This window comes from Methylophaga sp. UBA3613, from assembly GCF_002375415.1.
Lineage (GTDB): Bacteria > Pseudomonadota > Gammaproteobacteria > Nitrosococcales > Methylophagaceae > Methylophaga.
Map to the genome: position 1 here is coordinate 40,113 of NZ_DFLS01000009.1, position 25,326 is coordinate 65,438.

At 45.2% G+C, this 25,326-nt stretch carries 30 protein-coding genes and 1 tRNA gene; 30 read left to right on the forward strand and 1 reads right to left on the reverse strand.

Annotated features, from left to right (window positions below; genetic code table 11):
* Nucleotides 1–102: 102 nt before the first annotated feature.
* The 29 genes from B3S93_RS12035 (at nt 103) to B3S93_RS12175 (ending at nt 24,297) form a co-directional block, all read left to right on the forward strand.
* A complete protein-coding gene (locus tag B3S93_RS12035) occupies nt 103–267 on the forward strand; it encodes a hypothetical protein (protein WP_292403131.1) in 165 nt (54 codons plus the stop codon).
* Nucleotides 264–476: a hypothetical protein gene (locus B3S93_RS12040; RefSeq protein WP_292403134.1), complete on the forward strand. Its 213-nt coding sequence runs from the start codon at nt 264–266 to the stop codon at nt 474–476. Before B3S93_RS12035 ends, B3S93_RS12040 begins: the two co-directional genes overlap by 4 nt.
* Nucleotides 477–700: 224 nt before the next feature.
* Entirely contained in the window at nt 701–1,309 is a 609-nt protein-coding gene (locus B3S93_RS12045) for a hypothetical protein (RefSeq protein WP_292403136.1), read from the forward strand.
* Nucleotides 1,310–1,731: 422 nt separating this feature from the next.
* Nucleotides 1,732–2,028, forward strand: a complete 297-nt coding sequence (locus tag B3S93_RS12050; RefSeq protein ID WP_292403138.1) for a phage holin — start codon at nt 1,732–1,734, stop codon at nt 2,026–2,028.
* A gap of 25 nt (nt 2,029–2,053) precedes the next feature.
* The gene (locus B3S93_RS12055) at nt 2,054–2,365 is read left to right on the forward strand and encodes a hypothetical protein (RefSeq protein WP_292403140.1); all 312 of its coding nucleotides are present in this window, start codon (nt 2,054–2,056) and stop codon (nt 2,363–2,365) included.
* 47 nt (nt 2,366–2,412) lie between these two features.
* On the forward strand, nt 2,413–2,880 hold the full coding sequence (locus tag B3S93_RS12060) for a hypothetical protein (protein WP_292403143.1): 468 nt from the start codon (nt 2,413–2,415) through the stop codon (nt 2,878–2,880).
* A gap of 43 nt (nt 2,881–2,923) precedes the next feature.
* Nucleotides 2,924–4,120, forward strand: coding sequence for a terminase large subunit domain-containing protein (locus tag B3S93_RS12065; protein ID WP_292403146.1), 1,197 nt, complete (start codon nt 2,924–2,926; stop codon nt 4,118–4,120).
* Between the two features lie 2 nt (nt 4,121–4,122).
* The gene (locus tag B3S93_RS12070; protein ID WP_292403149.1) at nt 4,123–5,295 is read left to right on the forward strand and encodes a hypothetical protein; all 1,173 of its coding nucleotides are present in this window, start codon (nt 4,123–4,125) and stop codon (nt 5,293–5,295) included.
* Nucleotides 5,296–5,298: 3 nt separating this feature from the next.
* Entirely contained in the window at nt 5,299–6,786 is a 1,488-nt protein-coding gene (locus B3S93_RS12075; RefSeq protein WP_292403150.1) for a hypothetical protein, read from the forward strand.
* Between the two features lie 27 nt (nt 6,787–6,813).
* Nucleotides 6,814–7,551, forward strand: coding sequence for a hypothetical protein (locus tag B3S93_RS12080; RefSeq protein ID WP_292403152.1), 738 nt, complete (start codon nt 6,814–6,816; stop codon nt 7,549–7,551).
* Nucleotides 7,552–7,564: 13 nt separating this feature from the next.
* Nucleotides 7,565–8,578, forward strand: coding sequence for a hypothetical protein (locus B3S93_RS12085; RefSeq protein ID WP_292403154.1), 1,014 nt, complete (start codon nt 7,565–7,567; stop codon nt 8,576–8,578).
* 57 nt (nt 8,579–8,635) lie between these two features.
* Nucleotides 8,636–8,932, forward strand: coding sequence for a hypothetical protein (locus B3S93_RS12090; RefSeq protein WP_292403157.1), 297 nt, complete (start codon nt 8,636–8,638; stop codon nt 8,930–8,932).
* A 94-nt stretch (nt 8,933–9,026) separates the two neighbouring features.
* Entirely contained in the window at nt 9,027–9,515 is a 489-nt protein-coding gene (locus B3S93_RS12095; RefSeq protein WP_292403160.1) for a DnaT-like ssDNA-binding protein, read from the forward strand.
* Nucleotides 9,512–9,910, forward strand: a complete 399-nt coding sequence (locus B3S93_RS12100) for a hypothetical protein (protein ID WP_292403163.1) — start codon at nt 9,512–9,514, stop codon at nt 9,908–9,910. Before B3S93_RS12095 ends, B3S93_RS12100 begins: the two co-directional genes overlap by 4 nt.
* A gap of 60 nt (nt 9,911–9,970) precedes the next feature.
* Nucleotides 9,971–10,330, forward strand: a complete 360-nt coding sequence (locus B3S93_RS12105) for a hypothetical protein (RefSeq protein WP_292403166.1) — start codon at nt 9,971–9,973, stop codon at nt 10,328–10,330.
* On the forward strand, nt 10,330–10,533 hold the full coding sequence (locus B3S93_RS12110; RefSeq protein ID WP_292403168.1) for a hypothetical protein: 204 nt from the start codon (nt 10,330–10,332) through the stop codon (nt 10,531–10,533). The genes B3S93_RS12105 and B3S93_RS12110 overlap by 1 nt, the downstream gene beginning before the upstream one ends.
* Nucleotides 10,526–10,678 (forward strand): hypothetical protein, encoded by a 153-nt coding sequence (locus B3S93_RS12115; RefSeq protein WP_292403171.1) that lies wholly within the window; start codon nt 10,526–10,528, stop codon nt 10,676–10,678. Before B3S93_RS12110 ends, B3S93_RS12115 begins: the two co-directional genes overlap by 8 nt.
* On the forward strand, nt 10,668–11,081 hold the full coding sequence (locus B3S93_RS12120; protein ID WP_292403175.1) for a phage tail terminator-like protein: 414 nt from the start codon (nt 10,668–10,670) through the stop codon (nt 11,079–11,081). The genes B3S93_RS12115 and B3S93_RS12120 overlap by 11 nt, the downstream gene beginning before the upstream one ends.
* A 63-nt stretch (nt 11,082–11,144) precedes the next feature.
* Nucleotides 11,145–11,603, forward strand: coding sequence for a hypothetical protein (locus B3S93_RS12125; protein ID WP_292403178.1), 459 nt, complete (start codon nt 11,145–11,147; stop codon nt 11,601–11,603).
* Between the two features lie 150 nt (nt 11,604–11,753).
* Nucleotides 11,754–12,179 carry a hypothetical protein gene (locus B3S93_RS12130; RefSeq protein ID WP_292403180.1) on the forward strand — a complete coding sequence of 142 codons (426 nt, stop codon included), beginning with the start codon at nt 11,754–11,756 and terminating at the stop codon, nt 12,177–12,179.
* Nucleotides 12,180–12,235: 56 nt separating this feature from the next.
* A complete protein-coding gene (locus tag B3S93_RS12135) occupies nt 12,236–12,607 on the forward strand; it encodes a phage tail assembly chaperone (protein WP_292403183.1) in 372 nt (123 codons plus the stop codon).
* A 12-nt stretch (nt 12,608–12,619) separates the two neighbouring features.
* Nucleotides 12,620–16,564, forward strand: a complete 3,945-nt coding sequence (locus B3S93_RS12140; protein ID WP_292403185.1) for a phage tail tape measure protein — start codon at nt 12,620–12,622, stop codon at nt 16,562–16,564.
* Nucleotides 16,561–17,487, forward strand: a complete 927-nt coding sequence (locus tag B3S93_RS12145) for a hypothetical protein (RefSeq protein WP_292403188.1) — start codon at nt 16,561–16,563, stop codon at nt 17,485–17,487. Before B3S93_RS12140 ends, B3S93_RS12145 begins: the two co-directional genes overlap by 4 nt.
* A gap of 2 nt (nt 17,488–17,489) precedes the next feature.
* Nucleotides 17,490–18,398 carry a hypothetical protein gene (locus tag B3S93_RS12150; RefSeq protein ID WP_292403191.1) on the forward strand — a complete coding sequence of 303 codons (909 nt, stop codon included), beginning with the start codon at nt 17,490–17,492 and terminating at the stop codon, nt 18,396–18,398.
* The gene (locus tag B3S93_RS12155) at nt 18,398–18,916 is read left to right on the forward strand and encodes a hypothetical protein (protein WP_292403194.1); all 519 of its coding nucleotides are present in this window, start codon (nt 18,398–18,400) and stop codon (nt 18,914–18,916) included. The genes B3S93_RS12150 and B3S93_RS12155 overlap by 1 nt, the downstream gene beginning before the upstream one ends.
* 88 nt (nt 18,917–19,004) lie before the next feature.
* Nucleotides 19,005–19,511 (forward strand): hypothetical protein, encoded by a 507-nt coding sequence (locus tag B3S93_RS12160; protein WP_292403199.1) that lies wholly within the window; start codon nt 19,005–19,007, stop codon nt 19,509–19,511.
* Nucleotides 19,511–23,221, forward strand: a complete 3,711-nt coding sequence (locus tag B3S93_RS12165) for an Ig domain-containing protein (protein WP_292403202.1) — start codon at nt 19,511–19,513, stop codon at nt 23,219–23,221. The genes B3S93_RS12160 and B3S93_RS12165 overlap by 1 nt, the downstream gene beginning before the upstream one ends.
* Before the next feature lie 70 nt (nt 23,222–23,291).
* The gene (locus B3S93_RS12170; protein ID WP_292403204.1) at nt 23,292–23,822 is read left to right on the forward strand and encodes a lysozyme; all 531 of its coding nucleotides are present in this window, start codon (nt 23,292–23,294) and stop codon (nt 23,820–23,822) included.
* On the forward strand, nt 23,815–24,297 hold the full coding sequence (locus B3S93_RS12175; RefSeq protein ID WP_292403206.1) for a lysis system i-spanin subunit Rz: 483 nt from the start codon (nt 23,815–23,817) through the stop codon (nt 24,295–24,297). The genes B3S93_RS12170 and B3S93_RS12175 overlap by 8 nt, the downstream gene beginning before the upstream one ends.
* On the opposite strand, the gene B3S93_RS12180 is transcribed toward B3S93_RS12175, so the two are convergent.
* Nucleotides 24,294–24,860: a hypothetical protein gene (locus B3S93_RS12180; RefSeq protein WP_292403210.1), complete on the reverse strand. Its 567-nt coding sequence runs from the start codon at nt 24,858–24,860 to the stop codon at nt 24,294–24,296. The genes B3S93_RS12175 and B3S93_RS12180 overlap by 4 nt on opposite strands.
* A 331-nt stretch (nt 24,861–25,191) precedes the next feature.
* Here B3S93_RS12180 and B3S93_RS12185 point away from each other — a divergent pair.
* Nucleotides 25,192–25,262 (forward strand) — tRNA-Val (locus B3S93_RS12185).
* Nucleotides 25,263–25,326: the final 64 nt, after the last annotated feature.

Below are 25,326 nucleotides of genomic sequence, written 5' to 3' on the forward strand. Positions count from 1 at the left end.
CTGCGGTAATCGTATTCCAGCAAGCAGACAGGTAATCACTGGAGGCACTGAATTGTGCGAGCTTTGTGATTCTAACGAAGAACATTTAGGGAGGCATTTTAGATGAAAAATATCTACGCATTACAAATCGGGTTATCACTGGCCGAAATGGATTTGTCTTGGATGAAGCGTATGCCAGTCCATAACAAATACTCAAAACCTCCAACATTTAACCGGTTATCACAAAAAGGCCGTAGACGCAGATTGAGACAGGAGCTTTCACGATGACAGGCAAAGGCTCAACCAGAAGACCACAGCAAGCCGATGACGAAGTGGTGCAATCAGAATGGGATCGCATATTCGGCAAGCCCATCTGCATCTTAACCAGCAACAGCACTAAAACAGATAGGCATTACGAAGAAGCTGGATCGGTTGGTGAGGAAATGCAGCTGCATCAGGAGAAGATGGATATCCATAAAGGGGTGTCAAATGGCTGAGGTATTGATTGATATAAAAGTGATGGACCTATTCACGCCACGGGATTATCAGACCTTAGAGAGTAAGGTTAAGAGGCATGGCGCTCATCAACTTTACTTCCAAGGTGAAGGTATTCGGATTGTGCGAGACACACCAGAATCATCCCACATTAAAGAACTGCACATAAAGCGAGTTACATCAAAAACGCTACCGCCTTACCTGTTACTGCTAAAGGATATTGAATATGCCATCGAAAACTACAAATCGGATCTCAGAGCGAACAATTACGGCGGTAGCAGACAGAGCGCTAGAAGAATGGGCTAGAAACGTATTACATGACGGTGACGATTTAGGATATAACCACATAAGCCCGGAGCAAAAGATGGTGATTGGTTATAGCGGATACCAGGAACCAATAAGCGGTGAAGAAGAGCTTGTAATGGGTTATATGATATCGCTGTCAAAAGACGAGGAAATGATGCACAAGGTTGGGAAACTGCATTACATAGAGCGTAACTGGTGGAAGAGTGGAGTGAGGCGTAAAGGCCATTGGCTTAAACCTGAGCGAGGCAGAAATCCACAGCAGAAGCCAACAAGAATGAAGTTGACCATGCTGCACTATATTGGACAAAGCGCCTGGATGAATAAACTCAGAGATAGTGGCTTTAAGCATAACCGTGTAGGCCATCGTCCAAATCGACTGGTTCTTGGTGATGGTGAAACAGTTATCACTGAAAAGCCAAAAAATGAACTATGGCTGGCGTACATAGAGCAGGTTCACGATATAAGCAGGTCGGAGTATTACCGTAAATTAAGCACTTTACGTCACCGAGTTTACTATTTACTTAACTAACCCCAATAAAACCCCAAAAACAGCACAGAAAAAGGCACTATAGGCAGGAATAAACATGGTTTAATAAGCCATACTTCGGTTAAGTAACCGGAAAAAAGATTACATCACAGTACCAATTGAGAAGACAGGTTAATCCAGTCGTTTCTTTGGCGAGACAGTTGGTACTGTAATGTAAGCAGTATTGCAGGAGAGTTACCAACCGGCGCTTGCTCCCTGCAAAAATATAAAGCGCTAACCTACCAGTAACCCTTAAAAGGCGCTAATGAGACTAGCCCGTGCGTTTGACTGTATATAAGTGGCTTGGTAGGCGTGGGAAGCCTTTTACTCACTCAATTACCCACAAATAGATACAAACCAAACCCCAATACAGAAATGTGTCGGGGTTTTTTATTGCCCAACGTTCGGAGATTCAGGATTAACTAATGACTGGCATAACCCATCACTTGGCTGAGACAGCCGCCACCGTAGGCGCAAAGACAAACTACGGGGCAAGTGCCGGGTTACTGTTCTTGGGCTGGCTTAGTCCGGAAGAGTGGACAGTCGTAGCTATCCTGGCGGGTATCTTCTTTGCTGCAGCAGGCTTCTTAACGCAGTCACTTATGACGTGGTACTTCAAAAGCAAAACATTAAAGCTTGAACAGATGCGTATTGAAGCAGAAATGGCTCGTAACAAAGCAAACAACCATCCATATCCGAATGAAATAGACGACAGGCTCTAATACATAACCCTCAAAGGAGGGCAGCATGATCGAATTACTTTTCGCGGTGGCATTAAGCCAGCAGCAAATTCAAGATCAATGCATTTATCAGGCGGGTGTCGCAAGCCGAGTACAGGAAGTTCGACAAAGCGGCGATGACTGGGAAGCCTTCAAAGCCACAACTCAGAAAATATACAAAGATGATGAGGGTTATCACAACCTCCTGGGAATAGCCTATCTGGTCTACCACAAAATACCAGCAGAGCTTAACCCAGACCAAGTATTCGATCTGATGTTTGATACCTGTAAGGCGGGGCATAAAAAGCCCCGGAAAACAGAGCAAGAATTTAATTTATAAACCAGCCTAAAAAGGTCAGTGACCAAACTCAGTGAGGGGCTATACAGATGGCAAGCAAGTATGATAAGGCGGCCTTGTTAGCTGACTTTCATACAGGTTCATATAGCCAGAGAGAGTTAGCCAAAAAATACAGAATTTCATTAGGAACCGTTAACACTGCAACCAAAGGCGTTGAAAAGAAAACTGAACGCCTTGTTCAGAAAAAAGTTGAAGTAATTCAAGAGAGTGCAGAATTAACGCCCGAAGAACTGAACGCAGTTGAACACTCTGTTCAGTTTAAAATCCAGTTGCTCAGAGACATTGAAGGATTTACCTCACAAGCAATAGGAAAGGCAAAAGAATTATTAACTGTATCTGACTCAGGTTCAGACTTTAAAGCAGTGGTTGAAGGTGTCGACAGGCTTAGCGTCATGACTAAGTTAAATGACCGTCACGCCAAACCAACGCAAGTGCAACAGAACACGCAAAACAACGGCGAGAAAACGATCACGCGAGTTTTCCATGTCGTTGAGTGACCGAATAGAGATAACACGGCCTCAAGAGCTACTGATTAACTCAATGCACCCACATCCAGCCATGTTCGGTGGTTTTGGTTCAGGGAAATCTGAGGGGTTAATAAAGCGACTTGTTACATTGATGGAGCAAGACCCTGGCATTAGTGTCGGGCATTACTTTCCATCATACAAACTGGCAAAGCGTAGAGGTTTAAGTGGTGTTCAGGCTTACCTCAAGCAGTTAGGTTATGAGTACACGTTAAACAAATCAGATTTAACGATAACCATACCGGCATTAAATAACGGTATTTATTACCTCGACACCTATCACGACCCTGATGCGATTGTTTCGTATGAAATTGCTCATGGTGGCGTAGATGAATTAGACACACTCAAAAAAGACGATGCAGAACATGCATGGCGAAAAATTACAGAGCGCGTCCGTGAAAAAACAGTTCATGCATGCGGCAATACATTAGCGGTTGCCAGCACGACAGACCAAGGAACCGGCGGATTCTGTTTTGAGAAATGGGGTTACGGCGAGAATATCGGTGAGGGCTATCACTACATAAAAGCAGGAACGGACAGCAACAAGTTCCTTCCTAAAGGATATGTAGAGCAAATTCGTAAGAACTACGATCCGATAATGGCAGATGCCTTTATCTATGGTGGCTGGGTTAGCTTCACTAAAAACAAGGTTTATCACTTCTTCAACCGGAAAACACATCACTCTGATAGAGAAATCAGAGAGGGTGACAGATTACACATCGGACTTGATTTCAACATAGGCGGCACATGTGCAAATGTTTGGGTGATTGAGGGTAACAAACCAATTGCTGTTGATGAGTTCATTAGTCACGACACACATGATTTTGTAAACAACCTGGAACGTTATAGAGGTCACAACTTAACGGTTTATCCAGATAGTAGCGGCGGCAATAACAGCACCAACGCATCTGCAACGGATATTGAGATTATTGAAAACGCTGGTTATGCCGTTGACGCGCCGGATAAAAACCCTTTTGTCCGTGACCGTGTTAATGCCATGAACGCTTTGTTTTCACATAACCGAATTGCAATAAACACCGATAAATGTCCAGAGCTAACACATGCACTGGAAACCCAAGGCTACAACGATAAAAACGAACCGGAGAAATTCAACGTTCATCCGGCAATTGACGATCACAATGATGCGGCAGGCTATTTCATACACCAACGCTTCCCTTTACAAAGACCATCAGCCGCACCACGAACGGGGTAGATATGCCAATCAACATTGATGAATATCTACGCCACGAAACGTATTTAGCAAGACTGGCATCAGAAAACATTAATGCCATTATGACGCCAGCATTAAGTCGCACATATAGCCGGGTCAGACAGTTAATTGCAGAAGGCAATATCAGAACACCCTTACAGCTTAAGCGATTAGTCGAGCAGATTAACAAAGCCATCATTGCAGAATCGGGATGGCCTGAATTAACGGCTGAAATGAGGTCACTGGCCGAGTATGAAGCTGACTTTCAAGCAGGCTTTATAAGTAATAGCACGGAGCAGTCGCTTTCGGTTCCATCGGTTAAGCAGGTGCGCACATTTGTTGATGCGGCCACCATGAGCATAACCAGTGGTGAACGAGTTAATACAGGCGTTTGGACTGATTTTGTTGACGCTAATTTGCAATCACGGTTGAGACAGGTTTTAGGCATTGTTCGTCGAGGTTACAGCAGGCAGTTGCCCGTAAGTGAAATCATTCGGGATGTCCGTCAATCGGTTAACGGGATTTTATTACGCGAAACCGAAACATTAACCAGAACCGGCTACCAGCACTTTGCTAACCAAGCAAGAGCAGCAATGGCAGAGGCTAACCCAAGTGTTGAAATGGATGTGGTGTTCTCTGCCGTATTCGATAACCGCACGACATTAGGTTGTAGGGCATTAAACGGTAAGCGTTGGCCTAAAGGCTCACCCAATATCGTTGAAGTGCCTAGACATTTTAATTGCCGTTCTTCACACCTATATCTGCCATCAGCAGAAAAGCTGGAAGGCACTAGAGCGGCGATAGGCGGGCAACCTGGCACAGATGCTAAAGAAGCCTTTGAAGTGCGTGAACAACGCATCAGAGATGCACAGCGCAGACGTGCTAACGAAGAAAGCCCGCCCAAGAATTTAACCAAAGCGTCCAGGGTGAAATACCGAGGACGTAAGGACAGCGACATATTCAAAGCAGGGCAAGTCAGAGCGTCCACATCACAAGACAGTTGGATGAGATCGCAACCTGCCTGGTTTCAGGATGACGCACTTGGGCCAACTAGAGCCAAGCTATTGCGTAGCGGTGAATACGATTTTAATGACTTTATTGATATGTCTGGACGAAGACTCACGATTAACGAACTAAAGGCAAGAGACAGTGAAATATTCAAACGGCTTGGGCTTTAGATAATGGCAACAACAGAAGCGGCAACCATCAGTGAGGAAGTACATCCTGATTACACCGTGGGTATTAATGAGCTAACCAAGGTGCGTGATTGCCTGGAAGGTAGCCCAGAGATTAAGCGTAAAGGCTATCGTTACTTACCTCATCCGTCACAGATTGATACCGAATCTAATGAGCAGAAACTTCGCTACAAGGAATATATTGCCGGTGCTGAGTTTGAGCCCTATCCAGAGCAAACGCGCCGGACACTGCTTGGCAAGATGCGTATTGGTAATACAACAGTTGAATTGCCTGATCGCATTAGCTATTTAGAGCAAAACGTCGATGGTGATGGAATGTCACTCAAAGGCGCAGTTGAGTTTGCAGCCAGTAATGTGCTTTCAATGAAATGGCATGTGCTGGTTGCTGATTATCAGGGCTTATCTGATGTTGATTTAAACGCCATCAGTATTGCTGACTTAGAGGCTCAAAACCCACGGTCAAGTATTAAGCAATATACCCGCGAGAATGTCGTTAACTGGCACTTTGACCGAATTAACGGTGCGATGCAGTTACGGTTCATCATGCTGTTAGAGCGTGGCACAGAGTTTAATCAAGACAGCTTCATGCACCAGAATGTTGAATCATTTTTAGTGCTGGCATTGGATGAAAACGGGGATTATTACCAGCAAAAAATAGTTTATGGCACTGACGGAAAGCAAGAGGGCGAACGCTCTTATGTGACGGTTAACGGCTCACCTCTTAAGTGGCTACCCGTTTCGATTGTGGCTGATGAGGAAATGAGTCACGGCATATTTTCTCGTGGCATGGGGTTTTTGCATCCTATCTGCGATGCAACATTGCACCGCTATCGTGTTTCGGCTGTTTACAAAGAGACTCAGCGCAGCTTAGTTCCAACCAAATTTACCAAAGGTTGGAAGACGATTGATAAAGACATATTCAAAGAAATTAACGGACGTGACTACCAGGTAACAGGTGGCTATGGCGTCAATAATTACCCGAACAGCGTTGAAGTGGGAGTGCTATCAGCCGAAGCCAATATGGATGATTTCCATTGGTATTTCACCGAAAGCGATAAGCGCATAAGAATGCTTGGCGGCACAAGCGACAAAGCAGGCGCAATGACGGCTACCGAAGCTGAGATTGCAGCAGCAGACCAAAACGCACTACTTGAAACCGTTGCAGATAATTCCGAGAACTCCTGGAAGCGGGCTATTAGCTACTGCGCCATGTTTGAGGGTGTATGGCAACCAGAAGCCGTTGAAAGCTCACTAGATCAAATCACACTCGATCTACCACGCGACTTTGCATCACCACGCTTAACGACTGACGAAGTTCGCACGCTTATCGAATTGAAAATGAATGGCGATATAAGCCAACCAGAACTGCACCGCCAACTTGAAAACGGTGGATGGCTGATTTCGGACGTGGACTCAATGATGCAAGAAATGGAAAACCAAGGGCCGTTAATCGGCAATAACGACGGTCTGTGACCGTTTAACTAAGCAGAGGCAGTGCCAATGTCAGAACTAACAAAAGAACAATTTGAACAAGTGCCGGATTTTCTGAAAGCTGATTACGAGCAAGTCGGTGATGTGTGGAAGCACGCTGGAATGCTCAAGGTAAAGCAAACCGCAGACAATCTGGATAGCAAGTTAAAAGAAACCAATCAACGCCTTTCCGAGTTTGAAAAAACCCAAGCGTCAGCGATAGAAAAAGCGCGTGCTGATGCCCTGGAAGAAGCCCGCAGCAAGGGTGATGTAAAAGCCATTGAAGAGCGCTATCAACAGCAAATGGCAGACCTTGAAAAGCGGGTACGTCAAGAAGCTTATGATTCGGCGCGCTCAGAGATTAAAGGCGAACAGGCAGAAAAAGACGCTTCAAGCATTGCCGACAAAATCGGCTTGGCTTTAGGTGTTGATGAAGATGCCGGATATGCAATTGCAGATTTAATCCGCTCACAAATCAAGATTGACCCCGATACAGGGAAAGAAATTTATTACGACACAAAAGGCAGTGCCTTAAGTGTTGACCGCAACGGCTACATTGCTGAACTCAAAAAGCAGGCAAGGCTGAAACGGTTAATAAAAGGCGAACAAACTACTCATGGTAGTGGTAACGCTAATGGTTCACAAAACGGCGGCAGTGCTGTCAATCGTAAATTCAACGAAATGACCGGCGCAGAGCTGTCCGCACTTCGAAAAGAAGATCCGGCAGAGTATCAGCGTTTGAAGTCACAACATTATTCAAACAGCTAAGAGGAAATAACTAATGGCTACTGTACAACTCTCCGACATTATTGATGTCACCGTATTTCGCGACCTGCCTGCGGTAAATGGACCTGAAAAAACGGTCTTTTTCCAAAGTGGCGTGGTTACTCGTAATTCATTACTGGATGAGATCGCATCAGCTCCAGGTAAAACAGCAGAGCTGCCATTCTGGAAAGACTTGGACGGCACTGTTGAGGTTAATTACTCAACTGACGATCCATCTGATGTGGCTACCCCACAAAAAGTGGTTCAAGGTGAACAAATTGCCCGCAAAGCGTTTGTTAACCAAGGCTGGTCAAAGTCAGACCTGGCAAGTGAAATTGCTATGGGTCCAAAAGCAATGGATCACATTCGTTCGCGCACTGACACCTATTTCCAGCGTCAATGGCAGCGCCGTTTGATTGCATCTGCTAACGGTGTACTGGCTGACAACGTAGCAAATGATTCAGGTGATATGGTCGTTAGTGTCGCCGCTGAAGCAACTGGCTCAGTAACAGCAGATACCCGTTTTAACCGTGACGTATTTACAGAAGCGGTTTACACAATGGGTGACGCATCAGCAGCACTTAGCACCATGGCTGTTCACTCTGCCGTTATGGAGCAGATGGTTAAAAACGATGACATCGTTTATATGCCAGACAGTCAGGGTAATTTGACCATCCCAACCTACATGGGCTTGCGTGTTGTTGTTGTTGATGACGGCATGACCGTTACAGCAGGCACAACCAGTGGCTTTAAATACACTAGCGTTATCTTTGGTGCTGGTGCATTTGGTTATGGTGTTGGCTCTCCCGATGTTCCCGTTGAAGTTGAGCGTGAAGCGGCTCAAGGTGAAGGCGGTGGTATTGAAACTTTATGGATCCGTAATACTTGGGTATTGCATCCATTTGGCTTTCAAAACACTGGTACGCCTGCAAGCGTCAGCTTTACTTTGGCTGAATTGGCTGGTGCTGCTCGTTGGGATCGGGTTATTGAACGCAAAAATATCCCAATGGCGTTTTTAATCACTAACTAACCATAGGCGTTAATTGAAAGCCCGCCATGTGCGGGCTTTTCTTTAGAGGTGAAAATCATGGCTTCAAATAAAGAGCTGACAGCTAAAATCAAGTCAATTAAACCTGACGCGGTTACAGATAACTTAAAAAATGCAGAATTAGCGGCATTATTAAAGTCTTTATCGGTGGATGCTGAGAAAAAGGTTACGGGCGTTCAGGCATACATTAATCAAAAAGAGCTTTCGGATAAGCCTTTAGAGAAAAACAAGGATGGGTTAATTCCAGGATATGCAGTTGATGAAAAATCTTATTTGTCATTAAAAAACAAATACCGTGCAGAAAAGAATTTATTAATTCGGGAAGGTAATAAATGAAAGCACAACAGATGAAGTTCGCCCAACCCCAAAGCGCAGCGGTAAAGGCGTATCTAAGTCAACTGGCACGCAAGCGTCGGAAGGCTAACGCATAATGTTCACAGTCGAAGACGGCACAGGCTTAGATAACTCAAATGCACTAATCAGTGCAGAAGAATTTCAAGCGTTTGCATCAGATAGGGGCGAGGATATATCTGCCTTTGATGAAACTGCACAGCAAGCGGCTATTGTCGTGGCTTCGGTGAACTACATCGACACGTTTTATACGTTCAAAGGTGATGCATTAGAGGCCGATCAAGCCATGCAGTTACCTACCAATGAAGTGTCGATTAATAACAAAATCAAGCTGGCCTGTTATGAGGCCGCACTATTACAGTTAAAAAACAGATTATTTGTCAATCCGACTGAGCTAACCAGTGCTGGCCCGGTTTCAAGCAAGTCTGATTCGGTTGGTAGTCTATCGACCAGCAGAACCTATGCTGAGGGCTATGAACGCACAAGCACATACCCTACAGTCATGATTGACAGGTTATTGCAGCCTTACACGCTTGCACAGGGTATGGGAACGGTTAAACGCTGGTGAAATCAGTAAAGGCTCAAATTGATGCCATTGCCAAACGTGCTAATGGTGATTTGGAGAAAGTCGCCGGAGAAGCACTGCAAACGCTAGGTGCAAGAATAGTTGCCAAGTCTCCTGTAAGGGATGGCTTGTTTCGTAACTCATGGCTTTCTAGTTATGGTTCGCCGGATAATACGGTCCCAGATATTCAGAATAAATCCGGTAGCGATTCAACCGGCAAATTAGAAACAGCATTGGCAGGCTTAAAGTTAGGATCAGAGTTTTATTTCGTAAATAACCAGCCTTATGCAGAGCCGCTAGAAAATGGCTGGTCTGAGCAGGCACCGTTAGGCATGGTTAAAACATCCACACCGGACTTTCCTGGCATTGTGGCGAGAGCGGTTAAGCGGTACAGCTAAACAAAACAAATTTACTAGAAACCCCTTAATTGGGGTTTTTTATTATCTGGAGATTGGAAAATGGTTACACGCGCTGATTTCCAAGGTATAGCAGCGGACATTAAAACCACCTTTTCTGATTTCTTCCTGCCGCGTGTATTTACTTTGCCGGGTGCTGTTGATCCAATTACAGAGCAAGAAACCGGCGGCGCTACTGAAACGGTAGATGCAGTTCGTGAAGAATATCAAGCAAGACAAATTGATGGCCAAGCCATCCAGTCACGCGATTTTAAACTGCTCGCCTTGGTAAATAATTTCACAGAGATAAACCCAAAAACAGACGGCCTGAAAGTTAATGTCGATGGTGTTGATTGTCAGGTGGTTCGTGCTGAAAAAGATGCAGCCGATGCGGTTTGGATTATTCAGGTGAGGGGGTTGTAATGGCTTTAGCATTTCCGACTAACGCAAGATTTCCAAAAGAAAGCAACACAAGGCTTTCAATTATGGAGGTGGACGGTGTTTTGATTGTGGTTGATCAGTATGGACACATGATACCTGACCAATTAAACGTTTCCGCTTCAAGTGGTGTGGGCGAGCTAACGCAAGTGACACTTACATTTAATTCGGCAAACCGTAATGGCTAGTGATACTGAGCACAAAGAAATGCTTTGGGGCAGCTTGGTTTATCAGCGCGTTGGTGATATTGAGCTGACCACTCTTTTTGGTATAGCAATTTATAAACGTGTTGGCAGTGTTAGTTCATTATTTGGTCTTATTTATGGCAAATAACCTACAGCAACGCAACATCCTGACAACGCTACTGGTAAACGCCATCACAGCAGCCGGAATCAGCAAGATTAAAGTGCCAAATGGTAGTTTTGAAACCCCTGATAACGAACTTTGGGCGCGCATAACTCTACTCAGTGGTGATCTGTCGTTTTTCACTTACGGCAACGGCAAAGACCGCATGAATGGCATTGCTCAGATTGATTTATTCGCACCGAAAGGTAGCGGCGTTATCACATCGCTGACCAAAGCAGATGCAATCAGCCAAGACATTTCACATCAAGATATAACCGAAAGCGGCTTCCAGTTACGCACGTTTGAGTCAACCGTCAAGCCAAAGCCTGACGAAGACGTGTGGTACGGGATCATGATTGAGTTACGTTTTGATGCTTTCCATATCAGATAAGAGCGCGCCGCTCTACCGATAAAACCGGATGATTTTTGTGTACACAACTAAGAGGATTTACCAATGAGTGTTTTAACAAGCACAGGCACAATCTTATCGGTAGTCGCTGACGAACCAGCAACCATCGATGCAGCAGGCTTCGGCGCTTTAACGTTTGTTGAAGTGGGTGAGGTTACCGATATTCCAGAGTACGGCCCCAATGTTCAGGTCGTTGAGCATAACCCGCTTAAAACCGGCGTTACTCAGAAATTCAAAGGCTTTATTAACTACGGCTCAACAGCATTACAGCTGGCACAGGATGTTGCTGACGCTGGCCAGGTTATTTTGTCTGATGGTGTTACGGGTTCAACCAAGAATGATGAGCATTCCTTCAGTATCGAATATCAAGACGGTTCGATTGATTACTTCACTGGCAAGGTTTTCAGTTATACCACAAACCCTGGTTCAGCTAATTCAATGGTAGGCAGTACGGCCAGTGTTGAAATCAATTCAATCGTGGTTCGGGTTTTACCAACACCATAATCGCATAACCAAAGAAAACGACACAGGCCCGCTTATGCGGGTTTTTTTGTACCTGTTTGTGCGGCTAGATTGGCGCAATCGAAAACGCGGTTTTTTCATCCGGCCCGCGCTGCCGCGCAATTCATTATCTCGGATGTAGGATGAATAATTATGGCTTTAAATTTATCAGTTTTTGACACGGTTTCTCAGGCTAACAGTGGTGCAGTTTTACATTTAACTGTTCCCGGCTCTGGGGTCCCAGCCTATCTTGATGAAGGCGTTAAAAACCCTAAAAAACCACTTACGATCACTTTGCTCGGTCTTGATTCTGACGAATACACCAAATACGTTCAGGTTAAAGCCCGCGCTCGCCGTAAGAGCAATAAAAAGGATGATATTGATATTGAGCAATCCATCCAGGACGCTTGCGAGCTTTACGCAAAATTAACGGTTGGCTGGGAGAATATTCCAGACAAAGAAGGTAATGCCATGCCGTTCACTTTTGAAAATGCTGTGAACCTTTATAAAAGCTTCAAAGATATTCGTGTTCAGGTCGGCAACTTCATTGCTGAGCAGGAAAATTTTATCAAGAGCTGACGGACAAACTAAAACTGTATGCAGCGCAATTGGCATGGCTGCATACAGCGCCGTCAGTGAAAGATAAAGATACAGAGCCACGAATAAAAACGCTGGAAGATGAATCACCATTCAAAGCGTTGCCGGAAATCGAAAACGCTGAAGACCTGGCGCATCACTTTTCCCGTATGGGGCAAATCAATCAAGGCAGCATGGGGATTACTCCATTTACTTGGGGCGATGTCCAAAGCTATTGCCAGCAATCAGGTGTACCGCTTTCGGGCTGGGAGTCCGAGCAAATCATATTGATGTCGCGGGAATATGCCGTGATGTCGCAAAAATCAAAACAGAAAACCTATCCGGCTCCCTATGCGGATGAAAGCAAGATCACGTCTTGGCGTGAAGTGCTGAGTAAAGGCATTAAAGACGTGTTTGGAAAAATTACCTAAAAGGCGGCGAGCATGACTGATTTAGTGAGTATTGGCTTTAAAGCCGACACAAGCGATCTATCCAAAGCTGGCCGTGAATTTGACAATTTAAGCCGTAAAGGTCAAACGGCTGAGCGCACTACAAAACAATCAACCACAGCAATGGTGCGTGACTATTCACGCATAAAGGTTGCAGCTTTGGGTGCGGCAGCAGGTATTGCGGCGGTTGCAGCGGCAGGCGCACTGGTTAGCAAGGCGCGTCGCGACATATCTCAGTTCGGACAGTCTATTGCTGATTTGTCTGCTATTACAGGAGCCGCAGGGCGTGACTTAGCCTTTTACAGTGAACAGGCACAGGAGATAGGGAGAACCACGTCGTTAAGCGCCTCTCAGGCTGTTGAAGCCTTTAAACTGATTGGTTCAGCTAAGCCCGACTTGCTTGGCAGTGCTGACGCTTTAAATCAGGTTACCAGAGAAGCTGTTACCTTGGCTGAGGCAGCTGGGATTGACTTACCTAATGCTGCATCAGCCTTGGGTAGCGCATTAAACCAGTTTCAACTTGACGCTACCAAATCGAATGAAGTCATTAATATTCTGGCCGCATCTGCCAAATTCGGTGCGGCTGAAATACCAGCCGTTACAGAAGCCTTAAGAAATGCTGGTCCAGCAGCCAACGCATTAAGTGTTGATCTCGCTGAAACGGTTGCCGGTATTCAAGGCTTAGCCATAGCAGGGCGTCAAGGCGCTGATGCGGGCACAGGCTTGCGCCAGGTACTGTTACGGCTTGAAAAGACAGCAGACGCCCAATTGCAGCCATCTGTTGTTGGTTTAACCGGCGCATTACTTGAACTTGAAAGAAGAAATCTTTCAAACACTGAATTAATGGAGCTATTCGGTGACGAAGCCTTTACAGCCGGTACAGCACTATTAACCCAGGCTGGTAACGTTGAAAAATTAAACTCACAGTTACGCGGCACTGAAACCGCTACAGAGCAAGCCTCCATAAGAATGGACACGCTTAAAGGCGATGGCCTAGAGCTGGATAGTGCTATTGAAGGCTTAAGTATTACCTTTGGAGAAAAGCTTGAACCTGCATTACGCAGTTCAACTCAATGGCTAACCGAGTTCATTAACAAGATTACTGAGGCGGTTGGCGGACAAACCATTGCGTCACTTGAAGAAGAAATCGCGAGCCTTGAAGAACGGCTTTCTAGTAGTCGTTTCTTTGGACGTTCAGCGGGCGCACAAGAATCTGCATTACAGCAACAATTAGCAACTGCCAGGGCAGAGCTTGCACTTTTAAAAGCAGATGCTGGCGATTTGGATGCTGTTGCTGATGCGCTGGTATCGTCACGCGCCGAATTAGAATCACTTCTTGACGGAAATTCTGGTCGCGGTCAAATGTCACGCGGCAATGCGGCAAGGATCGCAGAATTACGGGCGCAGATTTCAGAATATGAATCTGTATTACGTGGCACTGTTCTAGTCACTGAAAATATTGCACAAGCAGAAACGCAGGCCGCTGAATCAACTGAAAATCACGGGAAGGCTGCACAAAAGCTTTCTGAAAAATATAAAGAACTGCTAACAGATTTAGAAACTCAAACCAAAATGCTCACCATGTCTGAGCGCGAGCAGTTTATCTATAACGAACAAATAAAGCTTGGTGTCAGCGATAACCACCAATACGCGCAATCGATAAGAGAAGTTGCCGCAAGCCTTTATGACCAGACTGAAGCATTAAAAACAAACGGTATCACGTTAAAAACAGCAGCAGACGATCAGTTTATGTCTAGCCTTATAGCTGACATGGAGGCGGTGGAAAAGCTTGAAGGGTCATTAAATCCTTTAATTGCTCAAACGAATGAATGGATCAAGCAAGAGAAGATAATAAACGACTTGCTCAAAAAAGGCTTAATCAGCAAGCAGGACGCTGAAAGGTTAAATGAGCAGCTGGCTGACTCACTTGATGATGTTGGCAGAAAAACCAAAGATACTGCGACAGAATTTGAAACAGCGTGGAAGCGTGGCATTGAGCGCGTGGACGACATGTTCGCCAATCTGTGGACATCTGCTTTTGATGGGTTCAAGGATTTTGGCAGTACCTTAAAACGCAGCTTTACGGGGTTATTAGCTGAATTAGCACATGCAGCCATTACTCGGCCAATTGTCATGCAGTTTCAGCAGGCTTTTTCAGGCGGTGGTGGCGGCACTGGTCAAAGTGGTGCGGCGGCAGGCGGAACAGGTGGTGTTGCAGGGGCAGGAAATACCATCGTTGGCGCTATCCAGCAGGGCTTAATGAAAGGCAACAATGCCGTAGTTGAAGGTATAGCAAAGCTCGGTGTTTCCATCGGCGGTAATTTTGAAGGCATCAGAGGAACGCTTGGTAACTTCCTAATAGAAAACAACGTTGCCATATCAAAAGCACTCCCTTATGCCGGAGCAATACTGCAAGCCGTTCAGGGTGATGTGAAGGGGGCAGCGTTTACGGCGGCAGGAACATACCTTGGCAGCCTCTTCGGTCCAATAGGTGCGGCAATCGGTGGCGCACTTGGCAGTGTAGTTGGCAGTCTGTTTGGCGGAGACGACTTGCCCGACCGGGTAGGTGGTATCGCATCAGCATCTTCAAATAATGGCGTTATATCATCCCGCAATATGACTGGATGGGGTGAATACGATCCAAGCATAACGGGAGGTATTCGTAACGCCACGACAGCGTTTGTCACATCGCTTGATGCGCTGCAGAAAGGCTTTGATATAGAAAAAAATATCTATGCCACTGCGCGCTATTCTGGGCGTGATGGAGGCTCATCTTACTGGGGCTTCTCCGGTGGCGGCGTTAACACTGGAACTATGCGCGATAAAGACGCATTCGGGCAGGAAAATTTAGAGGCGTTTTTAGGCCGCATTGTTGGAACATACCTAGTTCAAGCCATACAAAAAAGTGACATCCCTAGCCAGGTTAAAAGACTGTTTAATGGTATGACAGACAATGCCTCAATCAATAAAATGATTCAGGCGTCAATCAATCTCAATAATGCGCAAGAGCAACTTGCAGAAAGATTCGGGTTAACAGTTAACCAGGCTGCACAGGTTGCGTTAGCTTCCGGCGCGGCAGGCGATCAATTAAGAGAGCTTGTCAACTATATTGCTCAAACTGCTGATGGTAGTAAATCACTAGGGCAGCAGCTTGTGCAAATCCGTGAGGCGATGGAATCCGTTTATGGCGGAGCATTGCCTGCAAGTCTAACGGCTTATGACGAAGCTTTAAAAGCTATAGATACCACTACACAAGCTGGTATCGATTCATTCTATGAACTATTCGCATTACGTGAAGGCTTTGCCGATTACACCGCTGGAATAAATGAGTTAAAAAGCGCGGTTTCTGGTGCTGTCTTTGGTTTGTTAAATCCGACTGAACAATTAAAACAGATGCGCGCCAATACCAGTGCATTGTTTGAAGAATTTGGCCTTGAAGTGCCAAGCAGCGTTCAAGGGTTAATCCAGATAGCGTCTGGAATTGATTTCATGACAGAGGAAGGGTTAAACCTTGCCTCGGTATTCCCATCGCTGGTTGATGCATTTATGCAGACCAGAGAGCAGGCAGACGCACTAGCTGACAGTTTAAGCTCATTAGATTCAAGCCGATTCAGCAATGTTGTTGATTTCCGCAGAGCGGTTGCACTTAATCAAAACGGCATACCGGGCTTTGCTAATGGCGGTTACCACTCAGGCGGCCTGAGAATGGTTGGTGAAAACGGCCCAGAGATTGAAGCAACAGGGCCAAGTCGGATATTTAATCAAGATCAACTTATCGATATGCGCCCAATGGCTCAGGAGATAGCAGCATTGCGCAGTGAAGTTGCAGCGCTGAGATACGGCAATAACGAAATAGCCCGAAACACCAAAACCACCGCAGACGTTTTGGAGCGTGTCACCCGTGACGGAAATTCATTAATAACGGAGTCAGCAGCATGATTGTAATCCCTCCTGTTGCTGTAACCAATGCACGACTAACAGGCTCAAACGTGACAGAGGATGATTATCCAGAGTGGGATATCGCAACCTCATACAGCGCTGATGAATATGTAATCGTTATATCTGGTGACGGCACTTTTTATAACAACATTTATCGCTCTGTTAATGATGGCAATACCGGCAATAAGCCGTGGGAGGACAACGTTGACTCTCCTGTGAACTGGAACTATATCGGCAAGATAAACCGCTGGAAAATGTTCGAGCTTATCCGAAACACGCAAACGATCAACGATTCATTAATTGATGTTCAAATCACCCCCATGACTCGTATCAGTTCGGTTGCGCTATTTAACCTGCAAGCAGAGCAGGTTAGGTGTTGGATGGAGGTTGATAGTGAAATAGTTTACGACAAAACAATAAACCTTCTCGTTAGAACTGTGGTCACCTGGAGTGATTATTTCTTTAAACCATTTGTATTTCAAAAGGCCTGCTTTTTTGAAGATTTACCCCCATTCAGCCAGGCCATTATTCACGTTGAAATAAGCCGTAACTCTGGCGATGTGAAGTGCGGCGGATTGGTTATTGGCAATCGAGTTTATTTGGGATCAACCGAAGCAAGGGCTGAATCTGATGCGTTGAACTTCTCAACCGTCGAGCGCAATGAGTTTGGTGACACTACTTTAGTGCCTCGCCGCACAATACCAAAAACATCACAGCGCGTTTTTACAGATAAAAACCTCATTAATAGACTCATTGATGTACGCAGTGATTTAAACGCCGTGCCTGCCGTATGGAGCGCTCTTGATGATCCGACAGACGGATATTTCAACGCTCTGTTTATCCTTGGCTTTTATCGCAAATTCAGAATATCTGCAGGCCATCCAGAGCACGCACTTATTGACTTAGAGTTAGAGGAAATATAAGCATGGAAATAACAGCCTTACCCACACCACCAAGCACAGCTAGCCCCGATAACTTTGATTCAAGAGCTGACGACTTTTTGGGTGCGCTCCCACAGTTTCAGCAAGAATTAAATACCTATGCTGCCGCATTAAATAGCCTTTCAACTAATAGTGTATCAACAACCTCGCTTGCAATATCTGTAGCTGAAAAAACATTAACGGTTGAAACCGGAAAATCCTATTTCACCGGCATGTCGGTAAAGATTGCCAGCACCACAAATGGCAGTCTCTGGATGATTGGCGATGTACTTTCATACAGTACATCAACGGGTGCTCTGGTAGTTAATGTTCAGGTAGTTCAGGGTAGTGGCACCTTCAGTAGCTGGTCCGTATCGCTGAGTTTTAACGGAATTGTCACCCCGGAGCAAGCGCCAGATTTAGCAACTTTAGAGCAGGTTAATCAGCAGGCTTTTTTGTTGAGGGCCATAGGCGAGCCTTTTGCTTTATGGACTCACTTAACTGGAGTGGACGAGCCATCAAACTCAGGAACTGCAAAATTTATAAAATTAACAGCTGGCGAGGATGGATCTGGCGAATATAACGAAGGATTGCTCACCAGCGAGAGCGTGTCAGGCACTGCTCCTGATGTGGTAGCTACGGCAGTAATAGATTATGTACCAAGCCCAATGAATGGGCAAACGGTCAAGCTACTTAATACGTCTCGTCAATTTATTCGGCCAGGATCATCCGGCACGGAGGAGGACGATCAGTTTGCCTCGCATACCCACCCTATCGGGGGGATTCTTGATTATGTTGGCGCTGGAAATGGTCGTGTAGTTGGTTCTACAGCAACCCTTAATTCTGGCGCAACTGGCGGTGATGAAACAAGGCCACGAAACATCGGTGCAACCTATTACATGAGGATCGCATAATGCCGTATATGAAAAACGACACTATAAGCCAGTCAGTGATTAGTGGTGGCATTGAAATAAGCGATGCACAGTATCAGTCGCTGCTTGCGGCTAAATTGGACGGTAAGCCCGTTACAGTGCGCGAAGGCGCTCCATTCATCTATAGCGGAGAAAAGCGAACAGTTTACCGACTGGTTGATAAAGCTGTCGAATCACAAGAAATATTGACCGAGGATGAGACGCCTTCTGGGTGGCAGGATGAAATTCCTACGCCCGATCCTGAGCCGATAACTCAAGTGAGTCGTGCGCAGGGAACGGCGCAGCTAAAAATATCAGGCTATTGGCCCACTGTGATTGCTCTTGTTGATGCTATTCCAGATCCCACAACAAAAATAATTGCTGAACAGGCTTTATATGCAGCAAATACATGGCAAAAAAACAGCCCGACAATGCAGCTACTTGCTGGTGAAGGCGGATTAAATCTGACTCAACAGCAGTTTGACGATTTATTTATAAACGCAAATCAGATACAGCTGTAACCGCCAACAAACCTCACCAAACAAACCCGCCTAGTGCGGGTTTTTTATTGCCCGGAGTTTTCATGCAGACACAAATAGGAGAAATCACATGGGCGTTTTAACCAGTACCGGGACTGTTTTTTCCGTAGCTGTTGGTGAGCCTTTAGTGCTTGATGGTGCTGGTTTTTTGGCGCTGGACTACACCGAGGTAGCAGAGGTAACCGACATCCCCGAATACGGGCCAAGCGCACAGGTAGTTGAGCACAATCCATTAAAGACGGGTGTAACCCAGAAGTACAAAGGATTTATCAATTATGGGCAAACAGCACTGCAGCTTGGGCGGGACATATTAGATGCCGGACAAGCCATTTTAGCTGCTGCTGTAGATGGTGCCACTAAGAATACAGAACATTCATTCCGGATTGATTATCAGGACGGCACAAGCGATTTCTTTACCGGAAAAGTCTTCAGCTCAACCACAAATCCATCATCTGCCAATTCAATCGTCGGTCGCACCGCAGTTGTAGAAATCAACTCGCCGATAGTGCGCGTCACCGGCAACGAAACGATTGAGGTCATTTGGTTATCAGTCACAGCTAACGGCGGGGAAGAATAATGGCTACAACATCAGAATTGGTATTTGAATATAACAAAGATCCCGGACCATTAACTGCTGATAATTTTGGCGTTCCTTTTGCCGTAAAAGGCACATTGACTGGAACCGGAACAACTCGCGTTTTACCAATATCTAGCGTTAGCCTGCCTGCAGGAAATAACGAAGCAACAATCACCATGACAAGTCCGAGTGGCTACAGCTTCTCGCCGCTTTCACGCACCACAATGGTTTTTGTCGAACCAACAGCCGTAGCCTTCCAATCCCTAACCGCAAACGGCACAAGTGGCTCAGTTTCAACCACGCAATTAACGGCAACGTTTGATATTGACCCAGGCTTGACCACTGGCAACTTTGTGGTAACAGGCGCAAGCAAGGGTGTTGTGTCGAAAGTTGGGGCTGTTTATACCGTCAATATTCACACCATTACGGTTGAAGACGGTCAGAGCGTTACGCTGGATATTATTGGTGTGCCTTCTGGCTTTACGATTACGCCTACTACTAGAACGGTCACAGTATATAAAGCGGCTGCACTAGAAGCGCCTACAGTTATTGCAACTCTTGATTTTCCACAGGCCACAATTGGTGTTCCTTTCAGTTTCAGCATTGCGTATGTGTTTGCAGGCGAGATAGATACGTTTGAGACTGCTACAGGAACGTTGCCCTCATGGGCAACGCTTAACGCATCAACAGGATCAATAACCGGCACACCTGACGCAGAAAGTACTGCTGCTGGATTATCATTTACCGCAACCAATGCAGCCGGAACGTCTTCAGCATCAAATACAGATGATTTAGTTACGGTTGAGAGCGTTGTTGGGCAGGGAACTGTAGAGCCTGATCTAGGTTTAAATTACGTTGGTTATAAACACATTGATATAACCGGTCTTGTTGTCAATGATTTTGAAATTGTTGAAACGCCAGATGCCGTTCCAAAGCAGTTGATATGCAAAATACGTCCTGGTGATATTTCTATATCAGGCGGCAGGACTTTAACTGCTAACGAAATTAATGAGTTTAACGATCTCGATATCAGGTTCATCATTACAGATGCGGAAGATAACCCTGTACCCGATTATTTTGGCTTGCTACATCCTATAACGGATGCGGCATTTGATCTGTTTTCAGATACTAAGGAGGGTAACTATCACGCGATTGTTCCCGCTATTGATAATTATAAAGTTACCTGTTTAGTAAAAGGTCAAAATGGTGAGGGATTTGTCCGGGTAAACAGTCTCAGTAAAACATTTAATGTTACTGAAAACGCTTTCCCGGTTAAGTATGCGGATTCCGTTAATGGAAATTCAGCCTATGATGGCTTAAGCGCCTTTGTTGTATCAGGAACCGCTGCTTATACAAATGCAACTAAACGTGTCACCGGTACAGGTTTATTCGCTGATTACGACCACACTGCTGCATCCGCAAACATTAACCCAGTTTACAACTACAACTATATGTATTTTACAGGGGCGAATGAGGGCGGCTTCCCTGCCGGTCGTTACGAAGTTGCAGCTAAAATAAGTGATGACGAGATTGAGTTGGCCGAAGCATTAGGAGCGGACTACACGGGCGTTACTTTCTCAACTGGACCGAAGGCAGCACCACCTACCGATAATACGTTAACCGGCAACTTCTGGTATGTGACTGGCGAATGGACCCGTGGAGAGCTTCAATCAACCAGAATGTCAACTTATATCGTTGGCTACAAAGGTGGGTTCAGATTAACAAATCCCGGAACAGATCAGATTGTTTTAGCGGCTGGTATTGGTAGCTCAATTAACGCGCCTGCTGACCATAGATTCTTTATGGCAAACGGGGTTGTCGATGGCGAGTTTAAAAACACGGTTGTTGGTAGGTCGTTAAGCTCTACTGGATCGGGTACGTTTAGAGACTGCTATCACAACGTAGAATTTAAAGGAGCCGTCTCTGGTACAACCTTCTCGGCAGTTTGCTCGGCAGATGGATTTATCCGCCATTGGACATTCTTGGGTTGTAAATTTGATGGGCTACTGAATAATCGGAATGACTTTACCAGTGCCGGAAACCCATCTGGAACAACTGTATTTTTGCCTATTGAAACCATTCCTCCCGAAACACCTCAGACAGGGTACATCTGGTACTTAAATGATGCCGGGAGGCTTCAACCGAGGATAGCTTATACATCTTGGGATGTGGATGGTTTTGTATTGGCGTCAGCAACGGTTTCTGATTGCGGTTCTGAAAACTATTGTATATCAAGCGGATCGGTAGAGCACAGTTACAACGTATACCTCTCCATGAAAAACGTGAACTGGAGTGTTGGAATAATCTTTTGTGAGTTTGAAACCGATTCAAAAGACGATGTTAAAGACCATGATGCATACATCAGTGGTGCAATTGATAATGCTCACGTTTGTTATAACACCTTCGGCAAGGGCATAGGATCGTCTTTTGCAGTTAATAGTAACTTGGCAAAGAATATTGAAGGATATACTTCGCACAACGTATCTGTTTGCGACAACTTTATGTCGCAATATAGACGTTTTGGTGTGGACTGCTCTATAACAAACAACACCAATCCGAGAGAATTTATTGACGGACTCCTTGTAAGGGGTAACTATTCTAACGTACTTCATTGCTTGGTTTATTACGGCGCTCCGGGAACTGTTAGGTTTGCCAAAAACGTTACAGAGGATGTGGCGAATTTAGGGAATGATAGCGGTTCATGGGCGGCGTTTGTTGGGGCGAATCCAGAAGACCAAGGCTATAAAGCGGTTATTGATGACAATAGCGTTATCGGGCATAGATTGGCAGATTATAGCCAAGCACAAGTGCAACGTGGACTAGAGATTGTTGACAACGTTAATAATATTGACTTTAACAGTGAGTGCTTAAAACTTAGCTCTGCTACATTTGATGGCGGCGTGATAACGGGTAACAATCTTTATAACCCTTCTCAAGTTAATAATTATGTAGCATTAGTTATTGATGCTGGTGTAACCACTGGCTATACCTTAGAAGCGTTTAACACGCTAGTTGATGGCGTGAATATATCAACTAATGCTGTAACACAATTCCTTTACAATGTGGATGATTACGAAGTGGGTGGAACAGTTCCATTTTTAAGACCTGCTGCTAATAATCCGAACAGTGTCACCAACTCAATATTTGAATCAACCCTTCCGTCTGGAGTAACTGGAAATATCGCGCTCATAGGGGGCAACCTTAACTCTGTTAATTTGGCGTTAATAATTGACGAGATAGGCGCTCAAACTGGAACTGTAACTATTGCTGCACTCATGAAAGGGACCGGAAGTACAACATCAAGAACATACCAACCTAAACCATGCCCCAGAATACAAGAGGATGGCGCTGAACCTGAGTGGGTTGCCGGTGGATTAGTAACAACGTTTGATAATGTTGAAATACAATATGTGGTAGATGATGTATTCACAAGGAGTGGGGTCGCGGGTGGCATCAGTACCACCAACTTTAATGCTAACTGGTATTGGGTGGAAACTACTGTAACAGGTGCAGGAATTATATCAACAAGATATTGGGCTTATGACGGGTCACGGCCAGAAACACCTGTGTACTCCGTGACACTTCCGAGTAATGAGTTAGCAAACGCTTTTGTTGGTTTTGGCATGGATAATACGCCAGGAGTCCATATAGCTGCCGTGGCCGTTGGCATAAATGGATCGCCAGCACCTTGGGATTCATATGGCTTATAGGTATAAAAGATATTAAATTAAACTTCAATCAAGCCGCCTTCGGGCGGCTTTTTTACGCCTGGAGTAAAGCATGAATAGAATGAAGGTTGGCGGATTAACGCTAGGCTCGTCTGTGCTTGTTGCCTTTCTCGCATTATGGGAGGGAGGTGGACAGGATGGGATGACGGTGTATGCCGATAAGTTAGCAGAAGGATTACCAACTGCTTGCTATGGCATAACAAAGCACGTAACCGATGAGCCCGTGATTGTGGGTGAATATTGGCCCAAAGAAAAGTGTGATCGCGTTATGAGTGTAGCGGTGACAAAGGTTCAGCTTAAATTGCTTTCTTGTCTGACGCATCAGCCGCCACAGCCTGTATTCGATGCCATATCAAGCCATGCGTGGAATTTTGGCTATCCAAAAACATGCTCAAGTAATTCTGTTAGTCATATAAATGATGGTGATTACGCGATCGGCTGCAATCTGTTGGCAACGACCTATGGTGGCAAACCAAACTGGTCTTACGTAACAACCGTTAATGGCAAGGTATTTGTTCAAGGATTGTATAACCGAAGACAAGCTGAGCGTGACAATCTTTGTTTGGCTGGACTTTATGAATAAATACCTTTTAATCGCCGTCTTACTTGTGTCTTTTAGTGCGGGGTTTGGAGTGCAGGGTTGGCGTATGGGTGAAAAGCTTGCAAAAGCTAATTTGGAAACGTCAAAAACACTTCAAAAAATATCTGTAACCGCAGCAACCAAACAACGGGAATTGCAAAATGAACTCGACAAAGAGCAGGCCAGGCTTTCAGTTGTTGAAACTGAACAATACGCTATCATGCGCAATGCAGAAGACAAAACTAGGCGGCTTGATGCTGCTGTTAATGCTCTCAATAAGCGCCTGCTCGTCAACGCCAGTTGTCCAGCCCATAGCGATAGACTGCCCAAAACCCGCACCGATTCCAGCATGGGTGAAAGAACCCGTCCCGAGCTTAATCCCTCTGCTCGACCAACTTATAACGCCCTCAGGGATGGAATAGTGAAATTAGAGGCTCAGGTAGCCTACTATCGAGAGGCATGCAGGCGTCCAGATTAAGATAATTTTCGCCTTAACCCCATAAAGCCAAATAATGCTGGAGCGAGCAAAAACAAAGTTGCAGGCAAAGGCACTTCACTAACCTCATAAAACCTTAGCTCAACAAAAGATTCTAGAGATAAAGCTTTTCCACCAATAGCGAAACTGGATGTGAAGGGTGTGTATACTTGGTTAAATAAATAATAGCTAAACAATCCGGAGCCAGTGCCGGGGAGTGCCAGAGACTTGCCATCGTAATATAAACTTGCATCAGTTATATTAAAGGTTGTCCACTCAATAACAATATTAACTGGTCGCTCAATTAAAATATTTGCGCCGTTTGTCATTTGCCGATCTACTAAATCCGTTCCAACTGAAAAATAATTTTCATTGTTGATTGGATTGTCCAAATCAACCGCATCAGGGAAGACGGCTGGATCTTTGTAGCCAATTACACATTCTGATGAGCAGCCATCATAGTGTCCACCAAAAGGGCTGGCTGCACCGCCAGTAAGTATTGTAAATAGCGCAGAATTAGCAGAGGCGGAAAAAAATAAAACAGAAAAAAACAGGATAGCTTTCACGGGACTCCCTCCATAGAAGTGTGAACGAGATCACAAAATATGATCTCTAGCTATCCATTGTCAAAATATTTAATCTTCCTCTACATCCTGCACGTCTTTCTTCATGATCCAAAACCAAGAAGCCCCAACCAAACCAAAAACTGCGGCTATTCCTAAAACAGCTAAAATCAAATCAAATGTATCCATCGTTTTCACCTTTAATAAATTAATTTAATTGGCGAAAGCGAAAAGCTGATTGAGTCCGAAACCAACACATAACCCATTGTTTTTATTATGCCGAAAATGCCATTTTTGACAGTAGCTAAAAACAGTGTAAAATGCCGCCCCTAGTAGGTTTGCGCGAGTTACCGTACCACCTTGACATGGTGGGGGTCGTTGGTTCGAATCCAATCGTGCCTACCAGATATATACATCAAGCACCTCTTGCAGGTGCTTTTTGGTTTTTAAGGCCTCTCGTATTGGCCAC

Bases quoted from the DNA above. Each gene is read 5' to 3' on its own strand.
- B3S93_RS12050 (WP_292403138.1), top strand. From the start codon at position 1,732: ATGACTGGCATAACCCATCACTTGGCTGAGACAGCCGCCACCGTAGGC.
- B3S93_RS12145 (WP_292403188.1), top strand. From the start codon at position 16,561: ATGATTGTAATCCCTCCTGTTGCTGTAACCAATGCACGACTAACAGGC.
- B3S93_RS12055 (WP_292403140.1), top strand. From the start codon at position 2,054: ATGATCGAATTACTTTTCGCGGTGGCATTAAGCCAGCAGCAAATTCAA.
- B3S93_RS12140 (WP_292403185.1), top strand. From the start codon at position 12,620: ATGACTGATTTAGTGAGTATTGGCTTTAAAGCCGACACAAGCGATCTA.
- B3S93_RS12105 (WP_292403166.1), top strand. From the start codon at position 9,971: ATGGTTACACGCGCTGATTTCCAAGGTATAGCAGCGGACATTAAAACC.
- B3S93_RS12175 (WP_292403206.1), top strand. From the start codon at position 23,815: ATGAATAAATACCTTTTAATCGCCGTCTTACTTGTGTCTTTTAGTGCG.
- B3S93_RS12150 (WP_292403191.1), top strand. From the start codon at position 17,490: ATGGAAATAACAGCCTTACCCACACCACCAAGCACAGCTAGCCCCGAT.
- B3S93_RS12045 (WP_292403136.1), top strand. From the start codon at position 701: ATGCCATCGAAAACTACAAATCGGATCTCAGAGCGAACAATTACGGCG.
- B3S93_RS12040 (WP_292403134.1), top strand. From the start codon at position 264: ATGACAGGCAAAGGCTCAACCAGAAGACCACAGCAAGCCGATGACGAA.
- B3S93_RS12080 (WP_292403152.1), top strand. From the start codon at position 6,814: ATGTCAGAACTAACAAAAGAACAATTTGAACAAGTGCCGGATTTTCTG.
- B3S93_RS12035 (WP_292403131.1), top strand. From the start codon at position 103: ATGAAAAATATCTACGCATTACAAATCGGGTTATCACTGGCCGAAATG.
- B3S93_RS12115 (WP_292403171.1), top strand. From the start codon at position 10,526: ATGGCTAGTGATACTGAGCACAAAGAAATGCTTTGGGGCAGCTTGGTT.
- B3S93_RS12075 (WP_292403150.1), top strand. From the start codon at position 5,299: ATGGCAACAACAGAAGCGGCAACCATCAGTGAGGAAGTACATCCTGAT.
- B3S93_RS12120 (WP_292403175.1), top strand. From the start codon at position 10,668: ATGGCAAATAACCTACAGCAACGCAACATCCTGACAACGCTACTGGTA.
- B3S93_RS12130 (WP_292403180.1), top strand. From the start codon at position 11,754: ATGGCTTTAAATTTATCAGTTTTTGACACGGTTTCTCAGGCTAACAGT.
- B3S93_RS12060 (WP_292403143.1), top strand. From the start codon at position 2,413: ATGGCAAGCAAGTATGATAAGGCGGCCTTGTTAGCTGACTTTCATACA.
- B3S93_RS12090 (WP_292403157.1), top strand. From the start codon at position 8,636: ATGGCTTCAAATAAAGAGCTGACAGCTAAAATCAAGTCAATTAAACCT.
- B3S93_RS12085 (WP_292403154.1), top strand. From the start codon at position 7,565: ATGGCTACTGTACAACTCTCCGACATTATTGATGTCACCGTATTTCGC.
- B3S93_RS12095 (WP_292403160.1), top strand. From the start codon at position 9,027: ATGTTCACAGTCGAAGACGGCACAGGCTTAGATAACTCAAATGCACTA.
- B3S93_RS12160 (WP_292403199.1), top strand. From the start codon at position 19,005: ATGGGCGTTTTAACCAGTACCGGGACTGTTTTTTCCGTAGCTGTTGGT.
- B3S93_RS12165 (WP_292403202.1), top strand. From the start codon at position 19,511: ATGGCTACAACATCAGAATTGGTATTTGAATATAACAAAGATCCCGGA.
- B3S93_RS12070 (WP_292403149.1), top strand. From the start codon at position 4,123: ATGCCAATCAACATTGATGAATATCTACGCCACGAAACGTATTTAGCA.
- B3S93_RS12170 (WP_292403204.1), top strand. From the start codon at position 23,292: ATGAATAGAATGAAGGTTGGCGGATTAACGCTAGGCTCGTCTGTGCTT.
- B3S93_RS12110 (WP_292403168.1), top strand. From the start codon at position 10,330: ATGGCTTTAGCATTTCCGACTAACGCAAGATTTCCAAAAGAAAGCAAC.
- B3S93_RS12125 (WP_292403178.1), top strand. From the start codon at position 11,145: ATGAGTGTTTTAACAAGCACAGGCACAATCTTATCGGTAGTCGCTGAC.
- B3S93_RS12065 (WP_292403146.1), top strand. From the start codon at position 2,924: ATGCACCCACATCCAGCCATGTTCGGTGGTTTTGGTTCAGGGAAATCT.
- B3S93_RS12155 (WP_292403194.1), top strand. From the start codon at position 18,398: ATGCCGTATATGAAAAACGACACTATAAGCCAGTCAGTGATTAGTGGT.